The organism is Paenibacillus sp. sgz302191 (assembly GCF_057749925.1).
The window spans coordinates 79,139-101,588 of the sequence record NZ_JBYLHY010000014.1 but is presented as its reverse complement, the minus strand read 5'-3'; the positions used below and the strand labels follow the sequence as shown (position 1 = coordinate 101,588).

General features: G+C 52.8%; 19 protein-coding genes and 1 pseudogene. 16 read left to right on the top strand and 4 right to left on the bottom strand.

From position 1 onward, the window contains the following. Positions 1-72 precede the first annotated feature (72 nt). The 7 genes from AC3G2T_RS20835 (at position 73) to AC3G2T_RS20805 (ending at position 7,456) form a co-directional block, all read left to right on the top strand. Positions 73-942, top strand: a complete 870-nt coding sequence (locus AC3G2T_RS20835; RefSeq protein WP_474684759.1) for an ABC transporter permease — start codon at positions 73-75, stop codon at positions 940-942. A gap of 19 nt (positions 943-961) precedes the next feature. Then, positions 962-1,846 (top strand): carbohydrate ABC transporter permease, encoded by an 885-nt coding sequence (locus AC3G2T_RS20830; protein ID WP_488436739.1) that lies wholly within the window; start codon positions 962-964, stop codon positions 1,844-1,846. A 58-nt stretch (positions 1,847-1,904) separates the two neighbouring features. Beyond that, on the top strand, positions 1,905-3,428 hold the full coding sequence (locus tag AC3G2T_RS20825; protein WP_488436738.1) for an ABC transporter substrate-binding protein: 1,524 nt from the start codon (positions 1,905-1,907) through the stop codon (positions 3,426-3,428). Between the two features lie 149 nt (positions 3,429-3,577). Further along, positions 3,578-5,839: a glycoside hydrolase family 3 protein gene (locus AC3G2T_RS20820; RefSeq protein WP_488436737.1), complete on the top strand. Its 2,262-nt coding sequence runs from the start codon at positions 3,578-3,580 to the stop codon at positions 5,837-5,839. 366 nt (positions 5,840-6,205) lie between these two features. Then, positions 6,206-6,787 carry a TetR/AcrR family transcriptional regulator gene (locus tag AC3G2T_RS20815; protein WP_488436736.1) on the top strand — a complete coding sequence of 194 codons (582 nt, stop codon included), beginning with the start codon at positions 6,206-6,208 and terminating at the stop codon, positions 6,785-6,787. A 13-nt stretch (positions 6,788-6,800) separates the two neighbouring features. Beyond that, positions 6,801-7,142 (top strand): DMT family transporter, encoded by a 342-nt coding sequence (locus AC3G2T_RS20810; RefSeq protein ID WP_474684652.1) that lies wholly within the window; start codon positions 6,801-6,803, stop codon positions 7,140-7,142. Beyond that, positions 7,142-7,456: a DMT family transporter gene (locus AC3G2T_RS20805; protein ID WP_488436804.1), complete on the top strand. Its 315-nt coding sequence runs from the start codon at positions 7,142-7,144 to the stop codon at positions 7,454-7,456. The genes AC3G2T_RS20810 and AC3G2T_RS20805 overlap by 1 nt, the downstream gene beginning before the upstream one ends. Before the next feature lie 39 nt (positions 7,457-7,495). Here AC3G2T_RS20805 and AC3G2T_RS20800 read toward each other — a convergent pair whose 3' ends face one another. Then, positions 7,496-7,678: a hypothetical protein gene (locus tag AC3G2T_RS20800; RefSeq protein WP_488436735.1), complete on the bottom strand. Its 183-nt coding sequence runs from the start codon at positions 7,676-7,678 to the stop codon at positions 7,496-7,498. A 302-nt stretch (positions 7,679-7,980) separates the two neighbouring features. Between AC3G2T_RS20800 and AC3G2T_RS20795 the strand changes: the two are divergent. The 5 genes and pseudogenes from AC3G2T_RS20795 to AC3G2T_RS20775 all read left to right on the top strand — a co-directional run. Further along, a pseudogene (locus AC3G2T_RS20795) lies at positions 7,981-8,102 on the top strand (SRPBCC domain-containing protein); the annotation flags it as partial. A 64-nt stretch (positions 8,103-8,166) separates the two neighbouring features. Next, positions 8,167-8,541, top strand: a complete 375-nt coding sequence (locus AC3G2T_RS20790) for a VOC family protein (protein ID WP_488436734.1) — start codon at positions 8,167-8,169, stop codon at positions 8,539-8,541. A gap of 604 nt (positions 8,542-9,145) precedes the next feature. Beyond that, positions 9,146-9,547: a GntR family transcriptional regulator gene (locus AC3G2T_RS20785; RefSeq protein ID WP_488436733.1), complete on the top strand. Its 402-nt coding sequence runs from the start codon at positions 9,146-9,148 to the stop codon at positions 9,545-9,547. Next, positions 9,544-10,641, top strand: a complete 1,098-nt coding sequence (locus AC3G2T_RS20780) for a DUF1648 domain-containing protein (RefSeq protein WP_474684656.1) — start codon at positions 9,544-9,546, stop codon at positions 10,639-10,641. The genes AC3G2T_RS20785 and AC3G2T_RS20780 overlap by 4 nt, the downstream gene beginning before the upstream one ends. Before the next feature lie 411 nt (positions 10,642-11,052). Next, a complete protein-coding gene (locus tag AC3G2T_RS20775; RefSeq protein ID WP_488436732.1) occupies positions 11,053-14,607 on the top strand; it encodes a cohesin domain-containing protein in 3,555 nt (1,184 codons plus the stop codon). Positions 14,608-14,785: 178 nt separating this feature from the next. Here AC3G2T_RS20775 and AC3G2T_RS20770 read toward each other — a convergent pair whose 3' ends face one another. The 3 genes from AC3G2T_RS20770 to AC3G2T_RS20760 all read right to left on the bottom strand — a co-directional run bounded on the left by AC3G2T_RS20770 (position 14,786) and on the right by AC3G2T_RS20760 (position 17,991). Next, complete coding sequence (locus AC3G2T_RS20770) at positions 14,786-15,022, bottom strand: hypothetical protein (RefSeq protein ID WP_474684658.1); 237 nt, start codon at positions 15,020-15,022, stop codon at positions 14,786-14,788. Positions 15,023-15,668: 646 nt separating this feature from the next. Continuing rightward, entirely contained in the window at positions 15,669-16,385 is a 717-nt protein-coding gene (locus tag AC3G2T_RS20765) for a response regulator (protein ID WP_488436731.1), read from the bottom strand. Further along, complete coding sequence (locus tag AC3G2T_RS20760; RefSeq protein WP_488436803.1) at positions 16,366-17,991, bottom strand: ATP-binding protein; 1,626 nt, start codon at positions 17,989-17,991, stop codon at positions 16,366-16,368. Before AC3G2T_RS20760 ends, AC3G2T_RS20765 begins: the two co-directional genes overlap by 20 nt. Positions 17,992-18,222: 231 nt before the next feature. Between AC3G2T_RS20760 and AC3G2T_RS20755 the strand changes: the two genes are divergently transcribed. The 4 genes from AC3G2T_RS20755 to AC3G2T_RS20740 are packed head-to-tail and all read left to right on the top strand — an operon-like array spanning position 18,223 to position 22,350. After that, complete coding sequence (locus tag AC3G2T_RS20755) at positions 18,223-19,311, top strand: tripartite tricarboxylate transporter substrate binding protein (protein WP_488436730.1); 1,089 nt, start codon at positions 18,223-18,225, stop codon at positions 19,309-19,311. A 29-nt stretch (positions 19,312-19,340) separates the two neighbouring features. After that, positions 19,341-19,802, top strand: a complete 462-nt coding sequence (locus tag AC3G2T_RS20750; RefSeq protein WP_488436729.1) for a tripartite tricarboxylate transporter TctB family protein — start codon at positions 19,341-19,343, stop codon at positions 19,800-19,802. 55 nt (positions 19,803-19,857) lie between these two features. Further along, positions 19,858-21,384, top strand: a complete 1,527-nt coding sequence (locus tag AC3G2T_RS20745; protein ID WP_488436728.1) for a tripartite tricarboxylate transporter permease — start codon at positions 19,858-19,860, stop codon at positions 21,382-21,384. A gap of 39 nt (positions 21,385-21,423) precedes the next feature. Next, on the top strand, positions 21,424-22,350 hold the full coding sequence (locus tag AC3G2T_RS20740) for an AEC family transporter (protein WP_488436727.1): 927 nt from the start codon (positions 21,424-21,426) through the stop codon (positions 22,348-22,350). Positions 22,351-22,450: the final 100 nt, after the last annotated feature.

The following is a 22,450-nucleotide window of genomic DNA, read 5'->3' as shown; positions in this document are numbered from 1 at the left end:
GAACTCACCGTGAAACAGAGCGCAGCGAGAACAGCTTTGAAAACGTTTAAACGATATCGGGCCTTATTTTTGATGGTGGTGCCGGGGTTCATTTATTTGTTCATCAACAATTACATGCCCATGTTCGGAGTCATTATCGCCTTCAAAAATATTAACTACCGGAAAGGGATTCTGGGCAGCGACTGGATCGGGCTCAAAAACTTCGAGTACTTGTTCAAAACGTCCGATGCTTACATCATTACGAGAAACACGATTTTGTATAACGGCCTGTTCATCATCCTGAATCTCGTGCTGGCGATTGCGGTCGCGATTTTGCTGAACGAGATCAAAAACAAGTTGTTGTCGCGGTTTTACCAAAGCGTTGTGCTGCTGCCTTATTTGATTTCCATGGTCATCGTAGGCTATCTCGTTCTCTCGATGCTCAACGTGGACAACGGCTTTGTCAATCACCATATTTTGCCTCTGTTCGGCATCGATCCGATTTCCTGGTACGGCGAAGCCAAGTATTGGCCTTACATTTTGACGATCGTGAATATTTGGAAAAATGTCGGGTACTTGTGCATCATCTTCCTGGCCGCAATCGTCGGCATCGATCACGAATACTATGAAGCCGCCACGATCGACGGCGCGGGCAAATGGATGCAGATCCGTACGATTACGGTGCCGCTGCTGATGCCTACCATTACGATCATGAGCCTGCTCGGGATCGGGCGCATCTTTTATTCCGATTTCGGCCTCTTTTATCAAGTTCCGCTCAATTCGGGGCCGCTTCAATCGACGACGGACGTCATCGATACGTATGTGTACCGTGGCTTGATGAACCTGGGCGATATCGGCATGTCCTCCGCCGCGGGGCTGTATCAATCGCTCGTCGGATTTATCCTGGTGCTTATTTCCAACTATGTCGTCAGCCGGCGCAACCGGGAACGAGCCTTATTTTAACAGAGAGGAGTCGGAACGAATGAAATCGAATCACATGAACCAATTTGCCGTCAACGTCTTTTTTCTACTCTTGACCTGTGCCAGCCTGTTTCCGTTTATCCTGCTCTTTATGGCGTCGATATCCGACGAAAAAGCGATCATTCAGCACGGCTATTCGCTGTGGCCCAGCAAGTTCAGCCTTGATGCCTACAAGTTTTTGCTGAACGATTCCAGCTCCATGCTCAGAGGATACGGCATCACCGTCTTTATTACGGTCGTCGGGACGTTCGGGGGGCTGCTCATTTCGTCCTTGCTTGCGTATCCGCTTTCAAGGGAAGATATGCCGCTGCGGAACATCATGTCCTTCCTCGTTTTTTTCACGATGCTGTTCAACGGAGGGCTCGTTTCCACCTATTTGATCTACACCGAAGTGTTCCATATCAAAAATACGATCTGGGCTTTGATCATTCCGGGCCTGCTGACGAACGGCTTCTACATCATGCTCATGCGGACGTTCTTCAGCACGTCGATTCCGGTACCGATTATTGAATCCGCCTACATGGACGGCGCTTCGGAATTCAAAATATTTTACCGCATCATTTTGCCGTTGTCCCTGCCGATTCTCGCTACCATCGGACTGATGCTGATGATCGCCTACTGGAACGACTGGTTTAACGGGTTGATCTTCGTCACCGACAGCAAGCTGTTCAGCTTGCAGAATATGCTCAACCGGATGCTGACGGACATTCAGTTTTTGCAGCAGACGAGTCTGGGGAGCAATCAATCTACGGCTACGGCCAAAATTCCGCTCGCTACGGTGCGCATGGCGATGGCTGTCATCGGCGTCGTCCCGATCATCTGCGCCTACCCGTTCTTTCAAAAGTATTTCGTCAAAGGGCTTACCATCGGTGCGGTAAAAGGCTGAATACTGCCGGACCACCAGTCCGGTTCGTATAAATCATACTATCTTAGGGGGAAATCCGATGTTGAAAAAATGGAAAACAGTAGCGGGAACGATGGCTGTCACGCTGACGGCGACGACTTTGCTTGCGGCTTGCGGCAGTTCATCCGGCTCGCAGGCCGATGCGGGTCAGGGCGGCAAGGCGAAAGACGACGGCAAGCCTTATGAAATATCGGTGGCGTTCATCAATTTCCAGAACATGCCGGATGCAGCGGCGGTTTCGGAGGAGATCAGCAAAATCACGAAGCAAAAAATCAACGCAACGGTGAAGCTGATTCCGATCGGCATTTCCGCCTGGACGCAGCAGACGAACCTGATGCTGGCCGGCAATGAGAAGCTGGACCTGATGGTCAGCTCGGCGGTTTTCAATTACGGCAGTCAGGTTGCCAAAGGGCAGCTGATTCCGCTTGACGACCTTCTGGAAAAATACGGCCAGGGCATCAAGAAGGTCGTGGAGCCGGACATTTTGAACGCGACGAAGGTGGACGGCAAAATTTACGGGGTTCCGAGCATGAGGGATTTGGCCGCGGATTACGGCATGGTGATGCGAAAAGATCTCGTCGACAAATATCACATCGATCTGAGCAAAGTGAAGACGTTCAGCGACCTGGAGCCGGTTTTAAAAACGATCAAGGACAACGAGCCCGGTATCGCCCCGCTCGTCCAGCAAAGTCAAGGGCAGTCGGGACAAACGATTTCGCAGGTGCTGACCGGCGCGACGTTCGACCCGCTAGGGGACTGGCTGGGCGGTCTGACCGATTCCGGCGGCAACCTGAAAGTCGTCAACTTGTTCGAGACGAAGGAATATGCCGACACCTTGGCGCTCGTCCGCAAATGGTATCAAGCCGGATACGTCATGAAAGACATCGCCACTTCGCAGGAAACCGGTCCGAGCCTGGTGAAAGCCGGCAAAGCGTTCGGCTACGTAGCCAACATGAAGCCGGGCTTTGAAGTGCAGGAGTCGCGCAACTCCGCTGCTGAGCTGGTCGGCGTCAGGCTGACCAAGCCGTTCACCGCAACGTCCAACATCACGTCCTTCATGATGTCGATTACGAAAAACAGTGATAACCCGGAAAAGGCGATGGAGTTCATGAATTTGATGTATACGGATAAAGACATCGTGAACCTGATCGATAACGGAATTGAGAACAAGCATTACGTCAAAAAATCCGACATTCTGATCGCCAAGCCCGCGGGCGCAGGGGAATCCGGCTATATGCTGAACGAGTGGGAAGTCGGCAACAACTATTTATCCTACATCTGGGAAGGCGAAGATCCGAAAAACTGGGATAACATGCAGCAGTTCAACAAATCTTCGATCCGCTCCAAAGCGCTGGGCTTCACATTTAACGTTGATCCGGTCAAAACGGAAGTAGCCGCAGCGACGAACGTGCTCAGCCAATACCGCGTCGGCCTCGAAACGGGAACGCTCGATACGGCGATGCTGCAGGAATTCAACGCAAAGCTGAAATCGGCCGGTCTCGACAAAATTATCGCAGAAAAGCAAAAGCAACTGGACGCTTGGGCGAAGGCAAACGGCAAATAACAGTCAGACGCGCGTACGCTTCTTTTCGAGGGGTACGCGTGTTTGTTAAAGCAGGATACGTGCGGTCTTCCAACGAATTTGTTGTTGAATATGCCGCGCGGCAGTTGGCGAACACAGGACGATTATGAAGCGCGAGGAGAGAAGAGCGAATGAACAAAGGCAAAGAAGAGGCGGTCATTCATTACATCACGAACCCGAACGGTCCGACGTTGGGGTACTCGGCTGCATCCGGGGTTCGAATTATCGAACAGGATGGATGCGCTTTCAAAGATTTGAATCAGGACGGCAAGCTGCACAAATATAAAGATTGGCGCTTATCGCCGGAAGAACGCGCGGCGGATCTGGCTTCCCGCATGTCCGTCGAGCAGATCGCCGGACTGATGCTGTACAGCAGCCACCAGGCGGTCCCGGCGTCTCTCGGCTGGTTTTCGGCTACATACGGGGATAAGCCGTATGAGGAAAGCGGCGCCCGGCCGCACGATCTTTCGGATCAGCAGGTTGAATTTTTGTCCCGCGACCACGTCAGGCATGTGCTCGTGACGATGCTGGAGAGCCCGGAGACGGCCGCCCGGTGGAACAACAACATCCAGGCTTATGCGGAAAGCGTCGGACTCGGCATTCCGGTGAACATCAGCTCGGACCCGCGGCACAGCGCGGACGCTTCCAAAGAGTTCAACGCCGGAGCGGGCGGCGCGATTTCGATGTGGCCCGAAGCTCTGGGCCTCGCCGCGACCTTCGACCCGGAAGCGGCGAAGCGGTTCGGCGAAGTCGCGGCCAAGGAGTACCGCGCGCTCGGCATCGCGACGGCGCTGTCTCCGCAGATCGACATCGCGACCGAGCCGCGATGGAACCGCTTCGGGATGACGTTCGGGGAAGATCCGCTTCTGTCGGCGGATATGGCCCGCGCCTACGTGGACGGCTTCCAGACTTCCGCCGGTGCGGCGGAAATCGCCGGCGGCTGGGGCTACGACAGCGTCAATGCGATGGTGAAGCATTGGCCTGGCGGCGGTTCGGGCGAAGGCGGGCGGGACGCCCATTTCGGCTACGGCAAATTCGCCGTATATCCGGGGAACCATTTTGACCAGCATCTGATTCCGTTTACGGAAGGGGCATTCCGGCTGAACGGCCCGACGGGCCAGGCTTCCGCCGTCATGCCGTATTATACGATCTCGTACGGTCAGGATACCGTGAACGGGGAAAACGTCGGCAATTCCTACAATTCTTATATCATTAACGATTTGCTGCGCTCGCAGTACGGCTATGACGGGGTCGTTTGTACCGATTGGGCCATTACCGACGACGAAGGTGAGGATATCTCCAAGCTGTTCCCCGGCGGGCGGTGCTGGGGCGTAGAAGAGAACTATACGGTGGCGCAGCGCCACTACAAGCTGCTCATGGCGGGCGTGGACCAATTCGGTGGCAACAACGAGGCCGGGCCGATTCTCGAAGCGTATCGGATCGGCGCCCTTGAGCACGGCGAAGTGTGGATGCGCAAGCGGTTCGAGCAATCCGCGGTGCGGCTGCTCAAAAACATGTTCCGCCTCGGATTGTTCGAGAACCCTTACCTTCAGGCTGCGGAGACGGCTGCAACCGTGGGCAGCGCCGAATTTATGGCAGCCGGGTACGAAGCGCAGCTGAAATCGGTCGTGATGCTGAAAAACGAAATCGGCGCGCTTCCTTTGCAAAAGCATAAAAAAGTGTACATTCCCGAGCGGTACCGTCCGGCGTCCGTGAACTGGTTCGGCCAGCCGGTGCAGGAGGTGAAGGGCAGTCCGGTTAATTTGGAAGTCATCCGGCGGTATTTTGAAGTGACGGACGATCCCGGGGAAGCCGATTACGGGCTGGTGTTCATCGAGAGCCCGATTACGACAAGCGGCTACAGCACGGCCGATACGGAAGCGGGAGGCAACGGATACGTGCCGATCAGCCTGCAGTATCGGCCGTATACGGCCGAATACGCCCGCGAAACGAGCCTTGCCGGCGATCCGCGCGATGTGCTGAACCGCAGCTACAAGGGCAAAACCGTCGAGGTTTTGAACGCTTCGGACCTTGACATGGTTTTGACGACAAGGGAGCGGATGCAGGGCAAGCCCGTCATCGTCTCGCTCATGCTGTCCAATCCGACGGTGGTAGAGGAATTCGAACGCGAGGCCAGCGCAATTATCGCTCATTTCGGCGCGCAGGATCAGGCGCTTCTGGATATTTTGACCGGCGCGGCGGAGCCTTCCGCACTGCTGCCGATGCAGATGCCCGCCAATATGCGGACCGTCGAGGAGCAGCTTGAGGACGTGCCGCATGATATGGACGTTCATGTCGATGCGGCAGGCAGCCGCTACGATTTCGGCTTCGGCCTGAACTGGAGCGGTGTCATTCAGGATGCCCGCACTTTGGCGTATGTTAAAATAAGGTGAAGGCAGTTTGCGCATGCGCAGTCTGATGCCAAATAGCACCCATGTTCCGGCAAAGCAGGTCTACGCCGGGAAGCTAATAAGCGGGTGTGATATACCATCATAAATAACCGTAAATCGTTATTGAAGATATGGTGGAAATGTTTACCACGCCGATAAGTACATACGTGTCTAAAAAGCCGCGCGATGCGCGGTTTTTTATGTGAGTGAGGCTTGGCTTGTGGTGTCTAAGGAAAATAAAGTTTTCTTAGTGCTTTATGGCTCAAACTAAAAACTGCACAAAAAATAATTTGAATTTCTAAAATCTCTATGGTAAACTAACAACTGTTAGTCAATTACTAACGACCGGTAGTTAGTGGAGGGATGTATATGACAGCTCAAAAAATTATGAATGTCGCGCTTCGCCATTTTGCGCAAAATGGATATGAGGGCGCCTCGCTTGCAGATATTGCTACAGAAGTAGGGATCAAGAAACCGTCTATTTATAATCACTTTAAGGGCAAAGACGATCTATTCATGGCGGTATATCAAGATGCAGCGAAAAGAGAGCTTCAATTTGTTGAAACGTATCTGAAGCCTGAACGTCATGAGCAGCTGGAACAACAGCTTTTTGGCTTCTTATCCGGATATAAAGAGCGGTACGAGAAAGAGGAGGATACGAAGTTTTTTTTGCGGATGTCTTTTTTTTCTCCCGTCCATTTGCAGGAGCAATCGATGAAGCTTAGCTTGTCTTATATCGATCAAATGGCTGACCAAGCCAAAGTGCTTTTTCAATCCGCGCAGCAAGAAGGATTGATCCATGTAGACGTTACTATTGATCAGGCGACGGGCGCTTATATGGCGGTTCTGGACAGTTTATTTGTTGAAATGCTTTATGGTGATCACGACCACCTAATGAAACGACTTGAGGCTACATGGCATGTTTTTTGGCGGGGTGTAAGAAACATCTAGGGGAGGATCAGACATGAATCGTAGTTGGATTTTAATCATTATAGGTGCGTTATTTGAGGTTATGTGGGTCATTGGCTTTAAGCATGCAGATGATTTATTTACTTGGGTGGGGACTGCTGCTGCCGTCGTCATATCGTTTGGCTTAATCATTATTGCATCTACCAGGTTACCTGTGGGTACGGTTTATGCGGTATTCACAGGCCTTGGGACTGCCGGGACCGTACTTTCTGAGATGATTTTATTCGATGAACCGGTTAAATTGACCAAACTATTACTCATTGCATTACTTTTGGCGGGTGTACTGGGATTGAAATTAGTCGGTGCCTCACCAAAAACTAAGGAGGTATCGGGTTGATGGCATGGTTATCATTAATTTTCGCTGGCCTATTTGAAGTAGTAGGTGTGCTCGGAATGAATAGGATCAAACGTGACAATAACGTAAAGGCTTATCTGCTCTTTGCCGGGGGGATCATTCTTAGTTTCATATGTTTGAGTTATTCATTGAGAAGTCTTCCGATGGGTACGGCTTATGCAATATGGACAGGTATTGGTACTGTCGGTGGCGCTTTAGTTGGTATGTTTTTCTTCGGTGAATCCAAAGAATGGCGACGTATTCTCTTCATTGCCATGGTACTAGCTGCTGCTGTCGGACTTAAACTCATCTCTTAGTATGCGCAATTCATTTTAAAAACGTATAGATTCAGTAGTTCATTTTTGATCGCCCGAAAGGCCGCCCACAGCGATGGTTGCATACATAGCGCCGCCGGTCAAATCGAAGACCAATCCGGCATATGCCCATTCCTTGATTCGTGGAAAGCCTGGGACAAGTAGGGAATCATAATTTTTTTCATTGAATTTTGCCCCTCGATGAAACGCTTGATGTTGAATCATGAGCCGATACAATGTCACCTTTAAATTTGTAAGGGAAGTTCATTTGGAATATTCCTTTACAGGAATATTCCTGATTGGGAATTTTTGAATCGTAGGATGAAAGTTATCCTGAATAACGGAGAAGATTAAACAAGAAACTGTTAAATACTGCAGTCCTTCCAGCCTATTATGGAAGACCGTTTTGATAACTTGGGCAATTACTTGCTTGAACTGCAGAATAAGGAAAAACCATAACATCATTCATTTAGGAGGTGCAATACCATGTCAAAAAACGAAATGGTCTCGAGCGCGGCAAGACCTAATTGGTAAACCGGTCTGAATATGCGTCGGCAGAGGCCCTTAAAACCGTTATGGACATGGGCATGCTGCAAGGAATTGCCGAAACCTGGAATGATTGAGCGAGCTTTTGGAGTCGCTTAAGTAAAGTTAGCTAGAAAGAAAATGCGGGCTTGAGCCGTAAATTATTCCATATGAGGAGTGTATAAATTGTGATTAACAAAATTGGGCAAGTTATGTTGTATGTGAATAACCAAGACGCATCCAGAGATTTTTGGACAAAAAAGCTTGGCTTCGAGGTCATCGCGGAAGTAACCAATGGTCCGATGAGATGGATCGAAGTCGCTCCTAAGGGTGCAGCAACGAGCATTGTTCTTCATAGTAAAGAGTTCGTTGCCAAAATGAACCCTGAAATGAATCTTGGAACGCCATCTATCATGTATTTCACAGACAATTTTGATGAGTTGTATAGCGATCTGAAAAACAAAAATATCAAAGTTGGACAAATAGTGGAACTTCCCTCCGGCAGAGTTTTTAACTTCGCAGATAATGAAGAAAATTACTTTGCTGTATCGGAAAAGAAATAAAATAGTTGAATAAGTTACGACAGCAGCTAATCAAAATGATCAGCTGCTTTTTTCATTGCCGTATCAGGCAAAATGGGTGTTTAATTTCGAGTCCTGTTTCCTTATGAGACCGCAAGACTGAACAAAATGGGCAGGAGACATCGAGGCAAGGAAAAAAACCTGCGAAAGTGCAGGCTTTTCCTCAGGAAATGGCTTGTTTTGGCAAAAAGCCTGCAAAAGTGCAGGAATTTTCGGTGGCCAGCGGTCAAGGGTGCAAATTCATGTATTTTTGCAGGTTTTCTTCGTACAGCCAGACAGATTGTGGTCATCGCCTCTGACGCGAGGGTTTTGCAACAGCGGCCTTTGCAGCTGCGTTTTCCCTTACCACCTTCTTACTAAATGCAAGCAGGGCTTGGGCGCAAAAAGTGCTTAGTTGCAAGAAGCTTGCTTCCCCGATTTTGCTGCCAAAATGGATATATCACCCGCAGGGTGCTTATTTGGCTTGTCATTAAATGCCGCCTTGATATTATCCTGCATATATGTTATATATAAGATATAACAGATATACGAAATACACGTTATGTCTAATTGATTTTTCCCGTCTGAGAGAGAAAGGATGTTTGCCATGTTCATCGAACTGGATTTGCAGTCGGAGGTGCCGATCTACGCGCAAATTGCCGAGCAGCTTGTGGAAGGCATCGCCTCTGGCGAATTGAAACCGGGAGAACCGCTTCCTTCCGTACGCAGTTTGGCAGCGGATCTGGGCATTAATTTGCACACTGTGAACAAGGCGTACCAGAGCTTGAAGCAGGAAGGGTTTTTGCAGGTTCACCGCAAGCAGGGTGTCATCGTACAGCCGGAAGGCATGCCGGGCGTGACCGAAGCGTTCAAAAGCAAGCTGCGGAGGCAGCTTCGCACGTTAGCGGCGGAGGCGATCGTCAGAGGGATGCCGGAGGAGGAATTTTTGCGCGTGTGCGCGGAAGTTTATCGCGGAGGCAGTGCTAAAGAAGGGGGGCATGAACAATGATCGACGAATGGTGGATTTGGGCTTTTGTAGGCGCTATGTATGTTTCGGTCGGCATTTTATTGCTGATGCTGCCGTATTTGGGGAGCCGGGCCGTTTTGTTCGGCGTGTTCGTGCCGGCTGAAATGCGCCGCGATTCCGGTGTCATCGCAATCAGACGCCGTTATATCGTTCACGGATGGGTTAATTTCGTATGCGGAGCCGCCCTGGGCGCTGTGGCGGGATGGTTGTTCGGATGGAATCCCGCGGCGGCGTTTTTGACGGCAACCGTGCTGCAAACCGCGGGCTTTGCGATTGCCGTTATGGCGGGGTATCGCGCCGCGCGCCGGATCAAGGAGGAGAGAGGCTGGGAACAGCCTGCGGACTTCCGCCGGCGAGTGGCAAATCTGCACTTCCGTAGACAGCGGCTGGCGCTCGGCAACGGATGGTATGCCATCCATCTGGTTCTGATCGCCGTATCGGTCATTTGCGCTATCGCCTTTTGGGACCGGATTCCCGATACGCTGGCAACCCATTACGGCGCCAACGGCCGACCGGACAAATATTCCGCGAAAGGCTTCGGTTCCGTCTTTACGCTCAATATCATTCAATTGCTGATGACCGCCCTCTTTGCGTCCATCAACGTCATCATCCGATTGGCCAAACAGCAGTTGGATCCGAACAGCCCCGGGGAATCGATGGAGAAGCAACTGCGGTTTCGCTGGGCCAACTCGATTTTTTTGTTCGTCCTGTCTTTGTTTGTTATCGCTTTTTTTAGCTATATTCAGGCGTCTATGCTGTATGGCTGGTCCATGAATGCAGTGATAGGGGCGGCATTGGCGCTGCCGATCGTTATTGTTTTCGGCGTCGCCGGATTTATGGTGTATCTCAGCAGCAAAGGTATCGACCAGTCGCAATACGGCCCTTCCTCCGATGACCGTCATTGGCGTGGGGGAGGTATGTGGTATTACAATCCCGAGGATCCGTCGTTGTTTGTTGACAAACGTATTGGCGTGGGGTGGACGCTGAATATGGCGCAGCCGTTAAGTTGGGTGGTGCTCGGCGCTACATTGCTGCTTCCGCTGGCGATCATTGCCATCTCGCTGCTGTTGTCTTGACGAAATGGAGCGGCTTGACTAGGCTCCCGGATGGGCTGCTGCTTGTTTTGCCCACGGGCTTTCTCTGTGTTAGGGGCGCATCGGGTATCAAACATGTATGCTGCAATGCTTGCAGGATGCATGTTTTTTTCATTTTACCGCCGAAAAGTTCATAAAAGTTGGAAATGTCCACCCGTTTTTTAATAAAAAGTGCATAAAAACCGGCAATATGAAGTGACGCTCCGGAAGGAAGGCGTTTATAATGTTGAATTGCACCGGCAAAATGAAAGCGAATACAAATTTGGCGAAAGGAGCTTAGGGAAAGGTTTTGGCCGAATGCGACGGCTTGTCTTGAAAGGCATTGTCGTGCTCGTCTTGATACAAAATGTATCGGAAAAGATTTTAAACAAACATTTATAGGAGGGATCTTCATTGCGCAAAAGCAGAATTCAGGCGTTATCGCTCGCTTTGACCTTATTCGGCAGTTTGTCGTTCGCTTACGCGGCGCCTGCCGCAGCGGCGGATACGGGTCTAACGGAGCAGCAGTTGAAAGATAACGATTATATTCTTTACTTCGTCAACGCCGGAGACCCTATGCCCGCTACGGTCGAAGGTACGGATAAAATGGGCTTGTACGCCAGCAGCACGGAGCAGATCTACGGCAAAGATCCGGTCACCGGAAAAAAATGGGGGCTGACCACCACAACGAGCGCAACAAACGTCACCAATGCCGCCAATAAATACGGATCGCTCCGCTATTATAATGGAACGCAAGTGCGAAGCAAAGCGTTGAGCTACAAGTTCGAGCTGCCGGAAGGCGATTACGATGTAACTTTGGGTTTTAAAAATCCGTGGAGCGGCCGAAGCGTCAACATTGTGCTCGAAGGCACTAATGTGTCGGGCGGCGATTACGATATCGGCAGCTACGGCGCCGAGAAGGAAGTGACTTATACGAAGACGCACGTCGGCGACGGCGAACTGAACGTCGATATTCAAGGGCCGTCTACGGCGGCTTTGAGCAATTACAATGACCCCTTGGTCAACTACATTATTGTTCGCAAAAATACGCTCATCCCGCTCTCCGACTTGCAGGCCAAAATCGCGGCGGCACAGGCGGAAGCCGCAAAGCCGGGCTACAGCAAATACACGGTGCAGCTGCTGAATGCCGTGATCGCTGACGCCAACGCTCTGGCAACGAGCATTGCCGGCGGCGCTGCGGACGTGGCTGCGAAGCAAAATGAAATTCGCGCAGCCATGGAAAATCTGGCCCAGGCGGTAGCCGGATTGGCGCCGGACATGGTCTATAACTCTTTTACGCCGGGAGCTGTCTGGAGAGACACGAACGGGGCGCCCATTCAGGCGCATGGCGGCGGCATGCTCTACGATGAGCCGAGCCAAACGTATTATTGGTACGGCGAAGACAAAACGAACGGCTACCTTCCCGCCAGAGGAGTGCGAGTGTATGCTTCCAAGGATCTTTATAATTGGGAAGACAAAGGTCTTGCCTTAACCGCAATCGGGTCGTTGGAGCAATTTGACACCGATCCGCTTATTTCCCGGATTTATGCCGGCCGAACGGACCGTGCGGATATTTTCAACGACATCGGTACCCAGCGGATCATCGAAAGGCCGAAGGTGATTTATAACGAAAAAACGCATAAATATGTTATGTGGATGCATACGGACGGGCCAAGCGCCACTTCCACCGCGAATTATGCAAAAGCCGAAGCCGGTTATGCGCTTAGCGATTCGCCGACGGGGCCTTTCGTCTATCAGGTGAGCAACCGCATGGATCGCGTGCCGCCCGGGGCCACGTATGACGGCCAGCCGAACCAGCCCGGCATGGCGCGCGATATGAACTTGTTCAAGGATGATGACGGCACGGCCTATCTGATTTATTCCAGCGAAGAAAATATGACGATTTATATTTCAAAGCTCAATGACTCGTATACGGATATCGTCGGCTGGCATAAGGATGGTCTGGAAACCCGCGATACGACCTACAAAGCCCAGTACGGCGTCGATTACATCCGCGTCTTTCCCGGCGCGCAGCGCGAGGCGCCCGCAATGTTCAAATATGGCGGCAAATACTACTTGATCACTTCAGGCGCTACAGGATGGGCGCCGAACCGCGCGATGTATACGGTGGCCGACCGGATTTTCGGTGAGTGGAAAGCGATGCGCGATCCTTCCGTGGGAGCGAAAGCTTCGACGACGTTCGATTCGCAAAGCACGTATGTGCTGCCCGTCGACCCTGCCAAAGGGAAGTTCATTTTCATGGCCGACCGTTGGAATGAAAGCAATTTGAAAGATTCGAGATACATTTGGCTGCCGGTCGAATTCGGGCAAAACGACGAAATTGCGCTGAAATGGTACGATCAGTGGAATTTGAGCCTGCTTGACAGCATGGGAAAAATTGCGGTGAATACTGCACTGCCGCAAAAAGCCGCTGTCGGCCAGCCTCCCGTTTTGCCCGCTGTGTTGAATGTGACCGACACGGACGGTACGATCAAGGATACGCCGGTCGTCTGGTCGCTGAACGCAGCCGATTTCGCCAAGCCGGGTACGGTTTCCGTGAACGGCACGCTGACCGCTTTGGCCGGCCGGGTCATCAAGATCCAGATTGTCGTTGTGCCCGACCACGTGCTGTATTTTGTGCATGCAGGCGGGGCGGCGACGAGCGATTACGGCATCTGGAGCTCATACATGCAAAATACGCTGATCAACAAGTCCGTCATCGACCAGCAGTACGATCCGGTGAACGGCAAAACATGGGGCTACGTCGGCAACAGCACCAAAACTTCCGGCGACGCTTCGGGCAATCTGTACGCATCTCTGCGCTATCTCGCCAGCAATGCCGGGGACGATCTGACGTATAAGTTCGATCTCGGCAATGGCGCCTATACGGTGTACGTCGGTCTTTACGATCCTTGGTACCAATATTCCAAAGGGAACCGTAAAGCGGATATCCGCATCAACGGAGAAACGAAAACGAGCGGATACGTGTTTACCGATGCTTACGATTCGCTCGGATACGACAAAGTGAAAGTAACCGACGGGCACCTGGAGGTAACGGTTCACAGGTCCGCTTCTGCGCCTGCAACCAACTCCGACCCGCAGATCAGTTGGATCATCATCGTCGACGAAAATGCGTCAGCCACTTTAACGGGAACGGACAGCGTTCAGGCCGGCCAGTCTTTCGATTTGACCTACGGCCTTAGAAACGCCGTCACCGATTCGGTGTATGGCAGCATTTACGCCCAGGATTTGACCGTCACTTATCATCCGGGCCAGCTGCAATTTGTTTCCGCCGAACCGCTGCTCGACGGCGTAGCGGTCGTAGGCCAGACCGAGACGCCGGGACATATTCGTATCATTGCGGCCAGCCAGGGCGCGGAGCATGCGATAACTGCAGCGAACAGCGGGCAAATATTGAAGCTGAACTTCAAGGTGAACCCGCTGGCGCAGTCGGTGACAAGTACCGTGTATATGTCGGATGTCGTGGTGGCCGACAGAAACGGCGAAGAACGGCAATTAGCCGGGGCTTCCCACAGCCTGCAATTGATCGTTACGGATACGGCTGCGCTGCGTTCGCTGATCGCAGACGCACAGTCGAAGCATGATACGGCAGTGGAAGGCACGAAAGCCGGTCAATATCCGCGGGCTGCAATCGACGCCCTGCAAGCTGCCATTGATCAGGCCAAGGCGGTTGCCGACAACCCGTCATCGACGCAGGCGCAAATCAATCAGGCGGTCACTCAGCTGAACGCCGCGATTCAGACGTTCCTGGCCTCGGTGAACGTAGCCGCTCCAGGGGATGTGAACGGGGACGACCGCTTCAGCATCGGCGATTTGGCAATGGTGGCGGCGCACTACGGCGAAACTTCGGCAAGCCCGAACTGGCTGCCGGCTGCGGATGTCAATCACGACGGCAAAGTCGACATCATGGACCTCACGATCGTAGCCAGAAAAGTTTTATCGCAATAACCGGTGTGTCTCAAACGCTTCCCCCTATGTACGCGGGGAGGCGTTTTTTCTTTAGACGGCGACGTGTTGGCAGCACCCCCTGGTCGTCATGCGCAGAAAACTTGCTGTGGAGAAAGTACATCCTTTTACGTCCAGGCTGCCCAGAAACCCACACGCCCACAAGCCAGAGTCGGTCGCACTATCCGCCCGATTGCGTAAAGAAAACCTGCAAAAGTACAGTTTTTGCTCGGTAGATACGCCGGCCGTGAAAAATTCCTGCAAATGTGCAGGCTTTTTGCCGCGAACATGGCCTCAGCCCCGTTTTAACCGAAAATTCCTGCACAATTGCAGGCTTTTCGCCAAAATGGGCCATTTTTGTGAAAAAAACCTGCACTTTCGCAGGCTTTTTCCCTGTCAGACCGCTTTGCTCTCCCACTTCAGCCCCGCAACCCGCGGAGGGGAGGCGTGGCTTATTCCAGCCCCGCAACCCGCGGAGGGGAGGCGTGGCTTATTCCAGCCCCGCAACCCGCGGAGGGGAGGCGTGGCTTATTCCAGCCCCGCAACCCGCGGAGGGGAGGCGTGGCTTATCCAGCCCCGCAACCCGTGGAGGAGAGGCATGGCTTACTTCAATTCTGCAACCCGCGGAGGAGAGGCATGGGATACTTCAACTCTGCTACCCGTGGAGGAGCGGAGTGGCTTATTTCAGCTCTGCCACCCATGCAGGAGAGGTGCGGCTTACTTCAGCACCGCAACTCGGGGAGGTTGGGGAAGAACGACTGTGGCCCCTCTGGTTCCTCTAACCCAAGACTTTATCAACAATCTGACTTTCGCAGGTTTTCAACACGTTAATAGAGATGCACCACACCTCGTCAATGTGCATTTTTCTCAACAGCCTGCACATTAGCAGGTTTGCGGCCTTCTGTGCTGCTTCACAAACAGGTATACGCGTCTTCATCCAAACGTCGCCCCGCCAACCCCCCCCTGATGCTCGGACGATGTTTTGCATCGTCTCGTGTCGGGGTGGCGCAGAAGTTCGTCGCCCGGGCAATGGGCCGCCCCCGCACGCCCCGCCGCTTGGTTGGCTACTTCCTGCTGCGGTATACCCGTTCGGGGCGGCCGACGACGCCGTAGGACAGATCGGCGTAAAGGTCGCCGGACCCGACCAGATGCTCCAGGTAGCGCCGGCCTGTCGAACGGCTCACGCCGATCAGCTTGGCGATCTGGTCGGCCGTCAATCCCGCCGGCGCGCCTGATATGGCCTGGACAACTTTGACCAGCGTCAATTTGTCGATGCCTTTGGGCAATGGCGCTGCGTCGGGGCCGGGTTCTTTTTTGGCCGTTCCCGAGAGCAGCCGGTCGACATCGCTTTGGCTGATGCTGGCGCTCTCGTTCAACCGGCTCAGTTCGCGGCGAAAATCGAGGTAACGGACGAGCGTTTCCTGGAGCCGGTTAAAGACGAGCGGCTTTATGATGTAATCGAACGCCCCGCTGCGGACGGCTTCGCGCACCGCGTCGACTTCTTTGGCGGCGGTAATCATAATGGCATCGGTCTCGCGGTAATGCTGCCGGATGTACTGCAAAATATCCAGGCCGCTCGCATTCGGCAGGTAGATGTCGAGGAACACCAGATGGGGAACGAGAACTTCCAGCTGTTCTTTTGCCTGAATGTCATCGGTGGCGATGCCGACGACTTTAAAGCCGGGCACTTTTTCGATGAATCTCCGGTTGATTTCGGCGATTTTCACGTCATCTTCGACAATCAGCACTTCAACGCTTGGTTTATGGAGCCGAATGTCCATTGAAATTCCTCCTTGCGGCGACTTCGCTATTTTTGGGAATGGCGGCGGTGAAGTTCGTGCCCCCTGCCGGATTTTTACCGTAGGTGACGTATCCGTTCAACTTGCTTGCCGCATGCTGGACGAGCGAAAGCCCGATGCCGCGGTTTTCTCCCGCTTTTGTCGAAAATCCTTTTTCAAAAACGGCGCTGCCCGTTTCGCCCGGAATGCCGATTCCGTTGTCTTCGCATTCGATAATCAAATCTTCTCCCAGATCGGTCAAAAATAGTTTGACATGGCCGTTATGCCTGTTGGCCCCGGCAAGCACAGCTTCCATCGCATTGTCCACCAGATTGCCGATGATCGTAACAAGCAAGTTGCGGTCGACTTGATCAGGGATGTCTTTGAACGTGCTTTCCGGGTCGATCTCGAACGTCAGCTTAAGCTCTGTCGCATGATTGTACTTGCCGATGAGGAGCCCTCCGATCATGGGATCAGGCACTTCCTTCATAATAAATTGCACCAGATTTTGATGCACATTCGATTCCCGGGAAATCAGCTCGACGGCTTCCTGGTACGATTCAAGCTGGATCAGGCCGGAGATGACATACAATTTGTTGGAAAACTCGTGGGTTTGCGCCCGCAGCGCGTCGGCAAACCGCTTTACCTGGGACAATTCCTCCGCTAACCGGTACAGCTCGGATTTGCTGCGAAAGCTCGATACGGCGCCGATCACGCGGTGCTGCAAATCGGTCATCGGCACCCTGTTGACGATAACTTCATGATCGCCCATCAGCATTTCCCGGTCGAATTCGGCGACGCCTGTCCGAACGACCTCATGAAGCCGGGTGTTCGGTATCATTTCTTCCACCTGCCGGCCCACGATGTCGGCATGTTCCGGCATGCGCAGGAGTTGCAGCGCGTAGCGGTTCGCCATCGTAATGGTGCCTTTCCGGTCGACGGCGATGATTCCTTCGCGGATCGATTCCAGAATGGCCTGCTTCTGGGTATAAAGCGCGCCGATTTCTTGCGGTTCCAGCCCGTGGATGGAGCGGCGGACACTGCGGGCGATCAGCACCGCGCCGCTGAGGCCGACGGTCAGTACGATAAAAGAAATCAGGTACACTTGATCCTGATAAACATCGGTAATATGATCGACATCCTCAGTCAAAAAGCCGACGGACACGATGCCGATAACCGAGCCGTCCGCATCCAGCACAGGCGCTTTGCCGCGCAGGGAAGGGCCCATCGAGCCGACCGCCTTCGAGATGATCGACCGGCCTTCCAGGACGGGGCCGTTGTCTCCGCCGACCATTTCCAGGCCGATCCGCTCCGGCAGAGGATGCGAATAGCGGATGCCTTCCCGGTTTCCGATCACGATATATTCCGCATCGGTTTTCAACCTGATGTTTTCGGCGATCGGCTGAATGATCGCGGAAGGGTTTTGCTGATGGAAGGCTTCCCGGATATCGGGCATGGAAGCCAAAGTTTCCGCTACCTTCAGCGCACGCGTGCCGATCTGATCCTCCAGTACGGAGGAAATGACATAATATAGAGTGCCTCCAAGGCTAAGGATGACAAATGCAAGCAGGGAACAGATGATCAAAATAAGCTTCGTTTGCAGACGCATCGTCCTCAAAGCACCACACTTTTTTTGCTGTTATTGTAACATAAAGCGCTATCATTTCAGTTAAAAATAGTCCGCAGCCCGCCGTGAACAATATGAACAAAATGCGCAAAACGCTTTTTTTATCGTTAATCGCGTTAAACTATTCAATTCATAAGCCTCATGTTATTCTGAAAACGTTTATAAGAAAGCGCATTCATTTACACATACAATTTATCATGGAGGGGTATTGGAATGACACGAATTTTTGCGGCTTCATGGAAAGCGGCTTCGGCCGGCTTGCTGGCGCTCAGCTTGGCTGCGTGCGGCGGCGGTGCCCAGCAGGCTTCAACGAGCGGCGGCTCGGGCAAGGAGGCAGCGAAGGCTCCGGCGGCGACGACAGCCGCAACTGCTCAAGCAGGGGCCTCCAAGTATCCGGAAAAGGCGCTCAGCCTGATCGCTCCGTCGGGCGCCGGCGGCGGCTGGGATATGACCGCGCGCACGATCGTCAAAGTATTGGCGGACACCAAAACGCTGAACAAACCGATTACAGTGGAAAACAAACCGGGCGGAGGCGGCGCTGTTTTCATGGCGGAATACGCTACCAAAGATGTGAAGGACAACTATAAACTATTCGTCAACTCGCCGCCGATCCTTATTAACAATTTGAAAAAGGAGGGCAACTCTCCTTACGGCTACAAGGACACGACCCCGCTGGCGCAGTTGACCAAGGACTACGGCGCGGTTGCGGTATCCGCAAGCTCCAAATATAACGACCTGAAGTCGCTGCTGACCGATTTGAAAGCGGACCCGGCCAAATTCACGGTAGCGGGCGGATCGGCTCCGGGCTCGATGGATCATGTAGTTTCGATTCTTCCGGCGTTCAAATTCGGCATCGATCCGAAAAAAGTGAAGTACGTCTCCTATGACGGCGGCGGCGAAGCGATAACGGCGCTGCTCGGCGGCAATGCCGACATTCTTGGGACGGACGCTTCCTCCCTGGACCAGTATTTGAAAGCCGGCAAAATCAAAGTGCTGGCGTTAGCGGCGCCCGAGCGGCTGGGCGGCAGCATGAAAGATGTGCCGACGATGAAAGAGCAGGGCATCGATGCGGAATTTTTGATTTGGCGCGGTATTTTCGGACCGAAAGAGATGAGCGAGAGCGCGAAAAAGTTTTGGGAGGACACGCTGGGCAAAATGGTGGAGTCGGACGCATGGAAAAAAGAGGTACAGGCCAACAACTGGCAGACCGAGTACAAGAAAGCGGATGATTTCAAAGCTTATCTGGCGCAGCAGGAAACGCAGGTCAAAGATATTTTAACGGCGCTGGGCATGCAAAAATAAGAGCGTCTTTAAACAGGAGATGGCTGAAAATGAACAAAACGTTCGACCGTTATGCCGGAATCGTATTTTTTGCCGTAGGCACGCTGTTTGTCGTCGGCAGCAACAGCATTTCGGCCAGCGCCTACGGCAGCAATGTCGGGGCGAACATATTCCCGATGGTGCTGGGCATTATCCTGGCGCTGCTGAGCGTCAGGCTCGTTTATGAAACATTTCGCCATCAGCAGGCGGAGAAGCGCAAGGAAAATTTGGACTACAAGCGGTTCGGCATCATTTTTGCGTCGGCTGTCTTGTACGCCTATTTTCTGGAGGATGTCGGGTTTGTCATTTCGACGTTTCTCTTTTTGATGATCGGCTTCCAGACGATGGAAAAGGGCAGGATATGGATTTCTCTGCTCATCTCCATAGCTTTTTCCTATGGCGTTTATTATCTTTACGTCCATGTGCTGGACGGTTCCCTGCCCGGTTTCCCGGCTTGGTTAGGTTTTTCCTAGCATATTCCTGCCAGAAGCCAAGTTTTTTGCGGAAAACTTTTAGGAGGTTATAGTTGTGAGCACGGTTGAATACTTGCTTCACGGTCTGGGTACAGCGATGCAGTGGCACAATCTGGCGTTTGTTTTCATGGGCGTGCTGATCGGGACCGTAGTCGGCGTCTTGCCCGGAATCGGCCCGATGAGCGGAGTCGCGCTGCTGATTCCGATTACGGCGACGATGACGAACGGATTGAGCCCCGAGGAAGCGGCGACAAGCTCGATCATTTTGTTAGCCGGGGTGTACTACGGCGCCATGTATGGGGGTTCGACGACTTCGATTCTGCTGAACACCCCCGGCGAGTCTTCCTCCGTCGTGACGACGCTGGACGGCTACCAGATGGCCAAACAGGGCAGGGCGGGCGCGGCGCTGGCCATCTCGGCCATCGGCTCTTTCGCCGCAGGCATCATCTCGCTGATCGGCCTGATTTTCATGGCGCGGCCTCTGTCCGAGGTCGCCATCAAATTCGGCCCTGCCGAATATTTTTCGCTGATGGTGCTCGGTCTGCTCGCGATCAGCGGGCTGGCCGGCAAATCGATGGTCAAGGCGCTGATGATGACAGCGCTCGGCCTGTTGCTGGCCACGATCGGCATCGACAGCGTATCCGGCGTCGAGCGGTTTACGTTCAACATTCCCGAGCTGTATCAGGGACTGGAATTTTTGACCGTGGCGGTCGGCACCTTTGCCGTAGGCGAAGTGTTTAAAACGATTTTGCAGCGGGAAAGTAATGACGGAGAACTGGCCAAAATCAACCGGATTCTCCCGACCAAAAAAGATTTGAAAGACAGCGCCGCTCCTATCGCCCGCGGTTCCATTCTCGGCTTTTTTATCGGCTTGCTGCCCGGCGCGGGAGCGATTCTCGCTTCATTTTTCGCCTATATCGTGGAGAAAAAGCTGAGCAAAACCCCGGAGCGCTTCGGCAAGGGCGCAATCGAAGGCGTAGCTTCGCCCGAGTCGGCCAACAACGCGGCTTCGGGCGGCGCCATGATTCCGCTGCTCAGCTTGGGCATTCCTTCTTCGGGCACGACGGCCATTTTGATGGGGGCCTTCATTATGTACAATGTCCAGCCGGGCCCGCTGCTGTTCCAGGACCACCCGCAGCTTGCCTGGGGAGTGATTGCGAGCATGTTCGTCGGCAACCTGATGCTGCTCATTCTCAATATGCCGCTGGTCAAAGTGTTTGCCAAAGTGATCGAAACTCCGACCCAATATTTGATTCCGCTGATCATTGTGTTCTCCGTATTCGGCGTGTACGCGGTGCAATATTCGACCTTCGATTTGCTGCTCATTATGGGCTGCGGCATTGTCGGCTATTTTTTGGCGAAAAACGATTACCCGCTTGCTCCGCTCGTGCTCGGGCTCATTCTCGGTCCGATGATGGAAAACAACATGCGCCGGGCGCTGACGATTTCCAACGGCGATTTCATGATCTTTGTGCAAAAGCCGGTTTCTCTCGCGTTCCTGTTCGTCGGGCTGCTATGGATCACGGTTCCGCTGTTTCTGAAAATGAGAGGCAGAAACGTGCTGGTGAACGAGGAAGGATAACGATGGCGCAGAAATGCATGATGACGAGGAGAAAGGGTTATGAGCGTATTTTCGCTGATTTTGCTGAATGTGATTTTCCCTGTATTTTTGCTGATCGCCGCCGGTGCGCTGATGCATCGCATATTCCGTTTCGATATGAACACGCTTTCCAAAATCAATGCGTATTTCCTGCTGCCGTGCGTGAGCTTCACGAATATTTACCAGAGCAACCTTGCCGGCGGCACGCTTTTGCAAATTGCCGGTTTTCTGCTGCTGCAAACGGCGGTCTTGATCGCGGTCGGCAAAGCCGTCGCAAAGGCATCAAAGTTTGGCAGGGGGCTCGCTTCCAGCTTTACCAACAGCATCGTCCTCAGCAATTCGGGCAATTTCGGCTTGCCGGTTAGCCAGCTTGTGTTTCAACATAATCCCGTCGGGCTTTCCGTGCAGGTGATCGTCATGATTTATCAGAACTTCCTGACCAACACGTTCGGGTTTATGAACGCCGTTTCCGTTCGCAGCCAGGGAAGCAAGCTGGTTAAGGAGCTTTTGAAAAATCCGATGATGTACGCGTTTGCGCTCGGCTTTTTGCTCAAATTGTCGGACATTCCGATCCCGTCTTTTTTGTGGAATCCCGTGCAAAATGTTTCCGGCGCTTTTCTGGCGATCGCGCTGGTCACGCTTGGCGCGCAAAGCGCATATTTGCGCTTCAATCACTTGAGCTTCCCTCTTGCGGCAAGCGTGATCTCAAGGCTGCTGCTGTCGCCGGCCATTGCGTTTGGCCTCATTGCGGCCCTGCAGCTGGAAGGCACGACCGCGCAAGCTTTATTCATCGCAAGCTCATACCCGACCTCGCGAAACAGCGCCGTGTTTGCCCTGGAATACGGGAACGAGCCCGATTTTGCCGCACAGGCCGTGCTGCTGTCCACGCTGCTCAGCAGCGTAACCGTCGCTGCCGCCGTGTATGTGTCGGGGATTTTGTTCCAATAAACCGCCTTTTAGGAAGAAGGTGGTTTATTTTTATCTAAAATCAACATGAGAATTCATATAGCCTAAAAGAAAAGCTTCAATATGCCGATAATCTAAATCA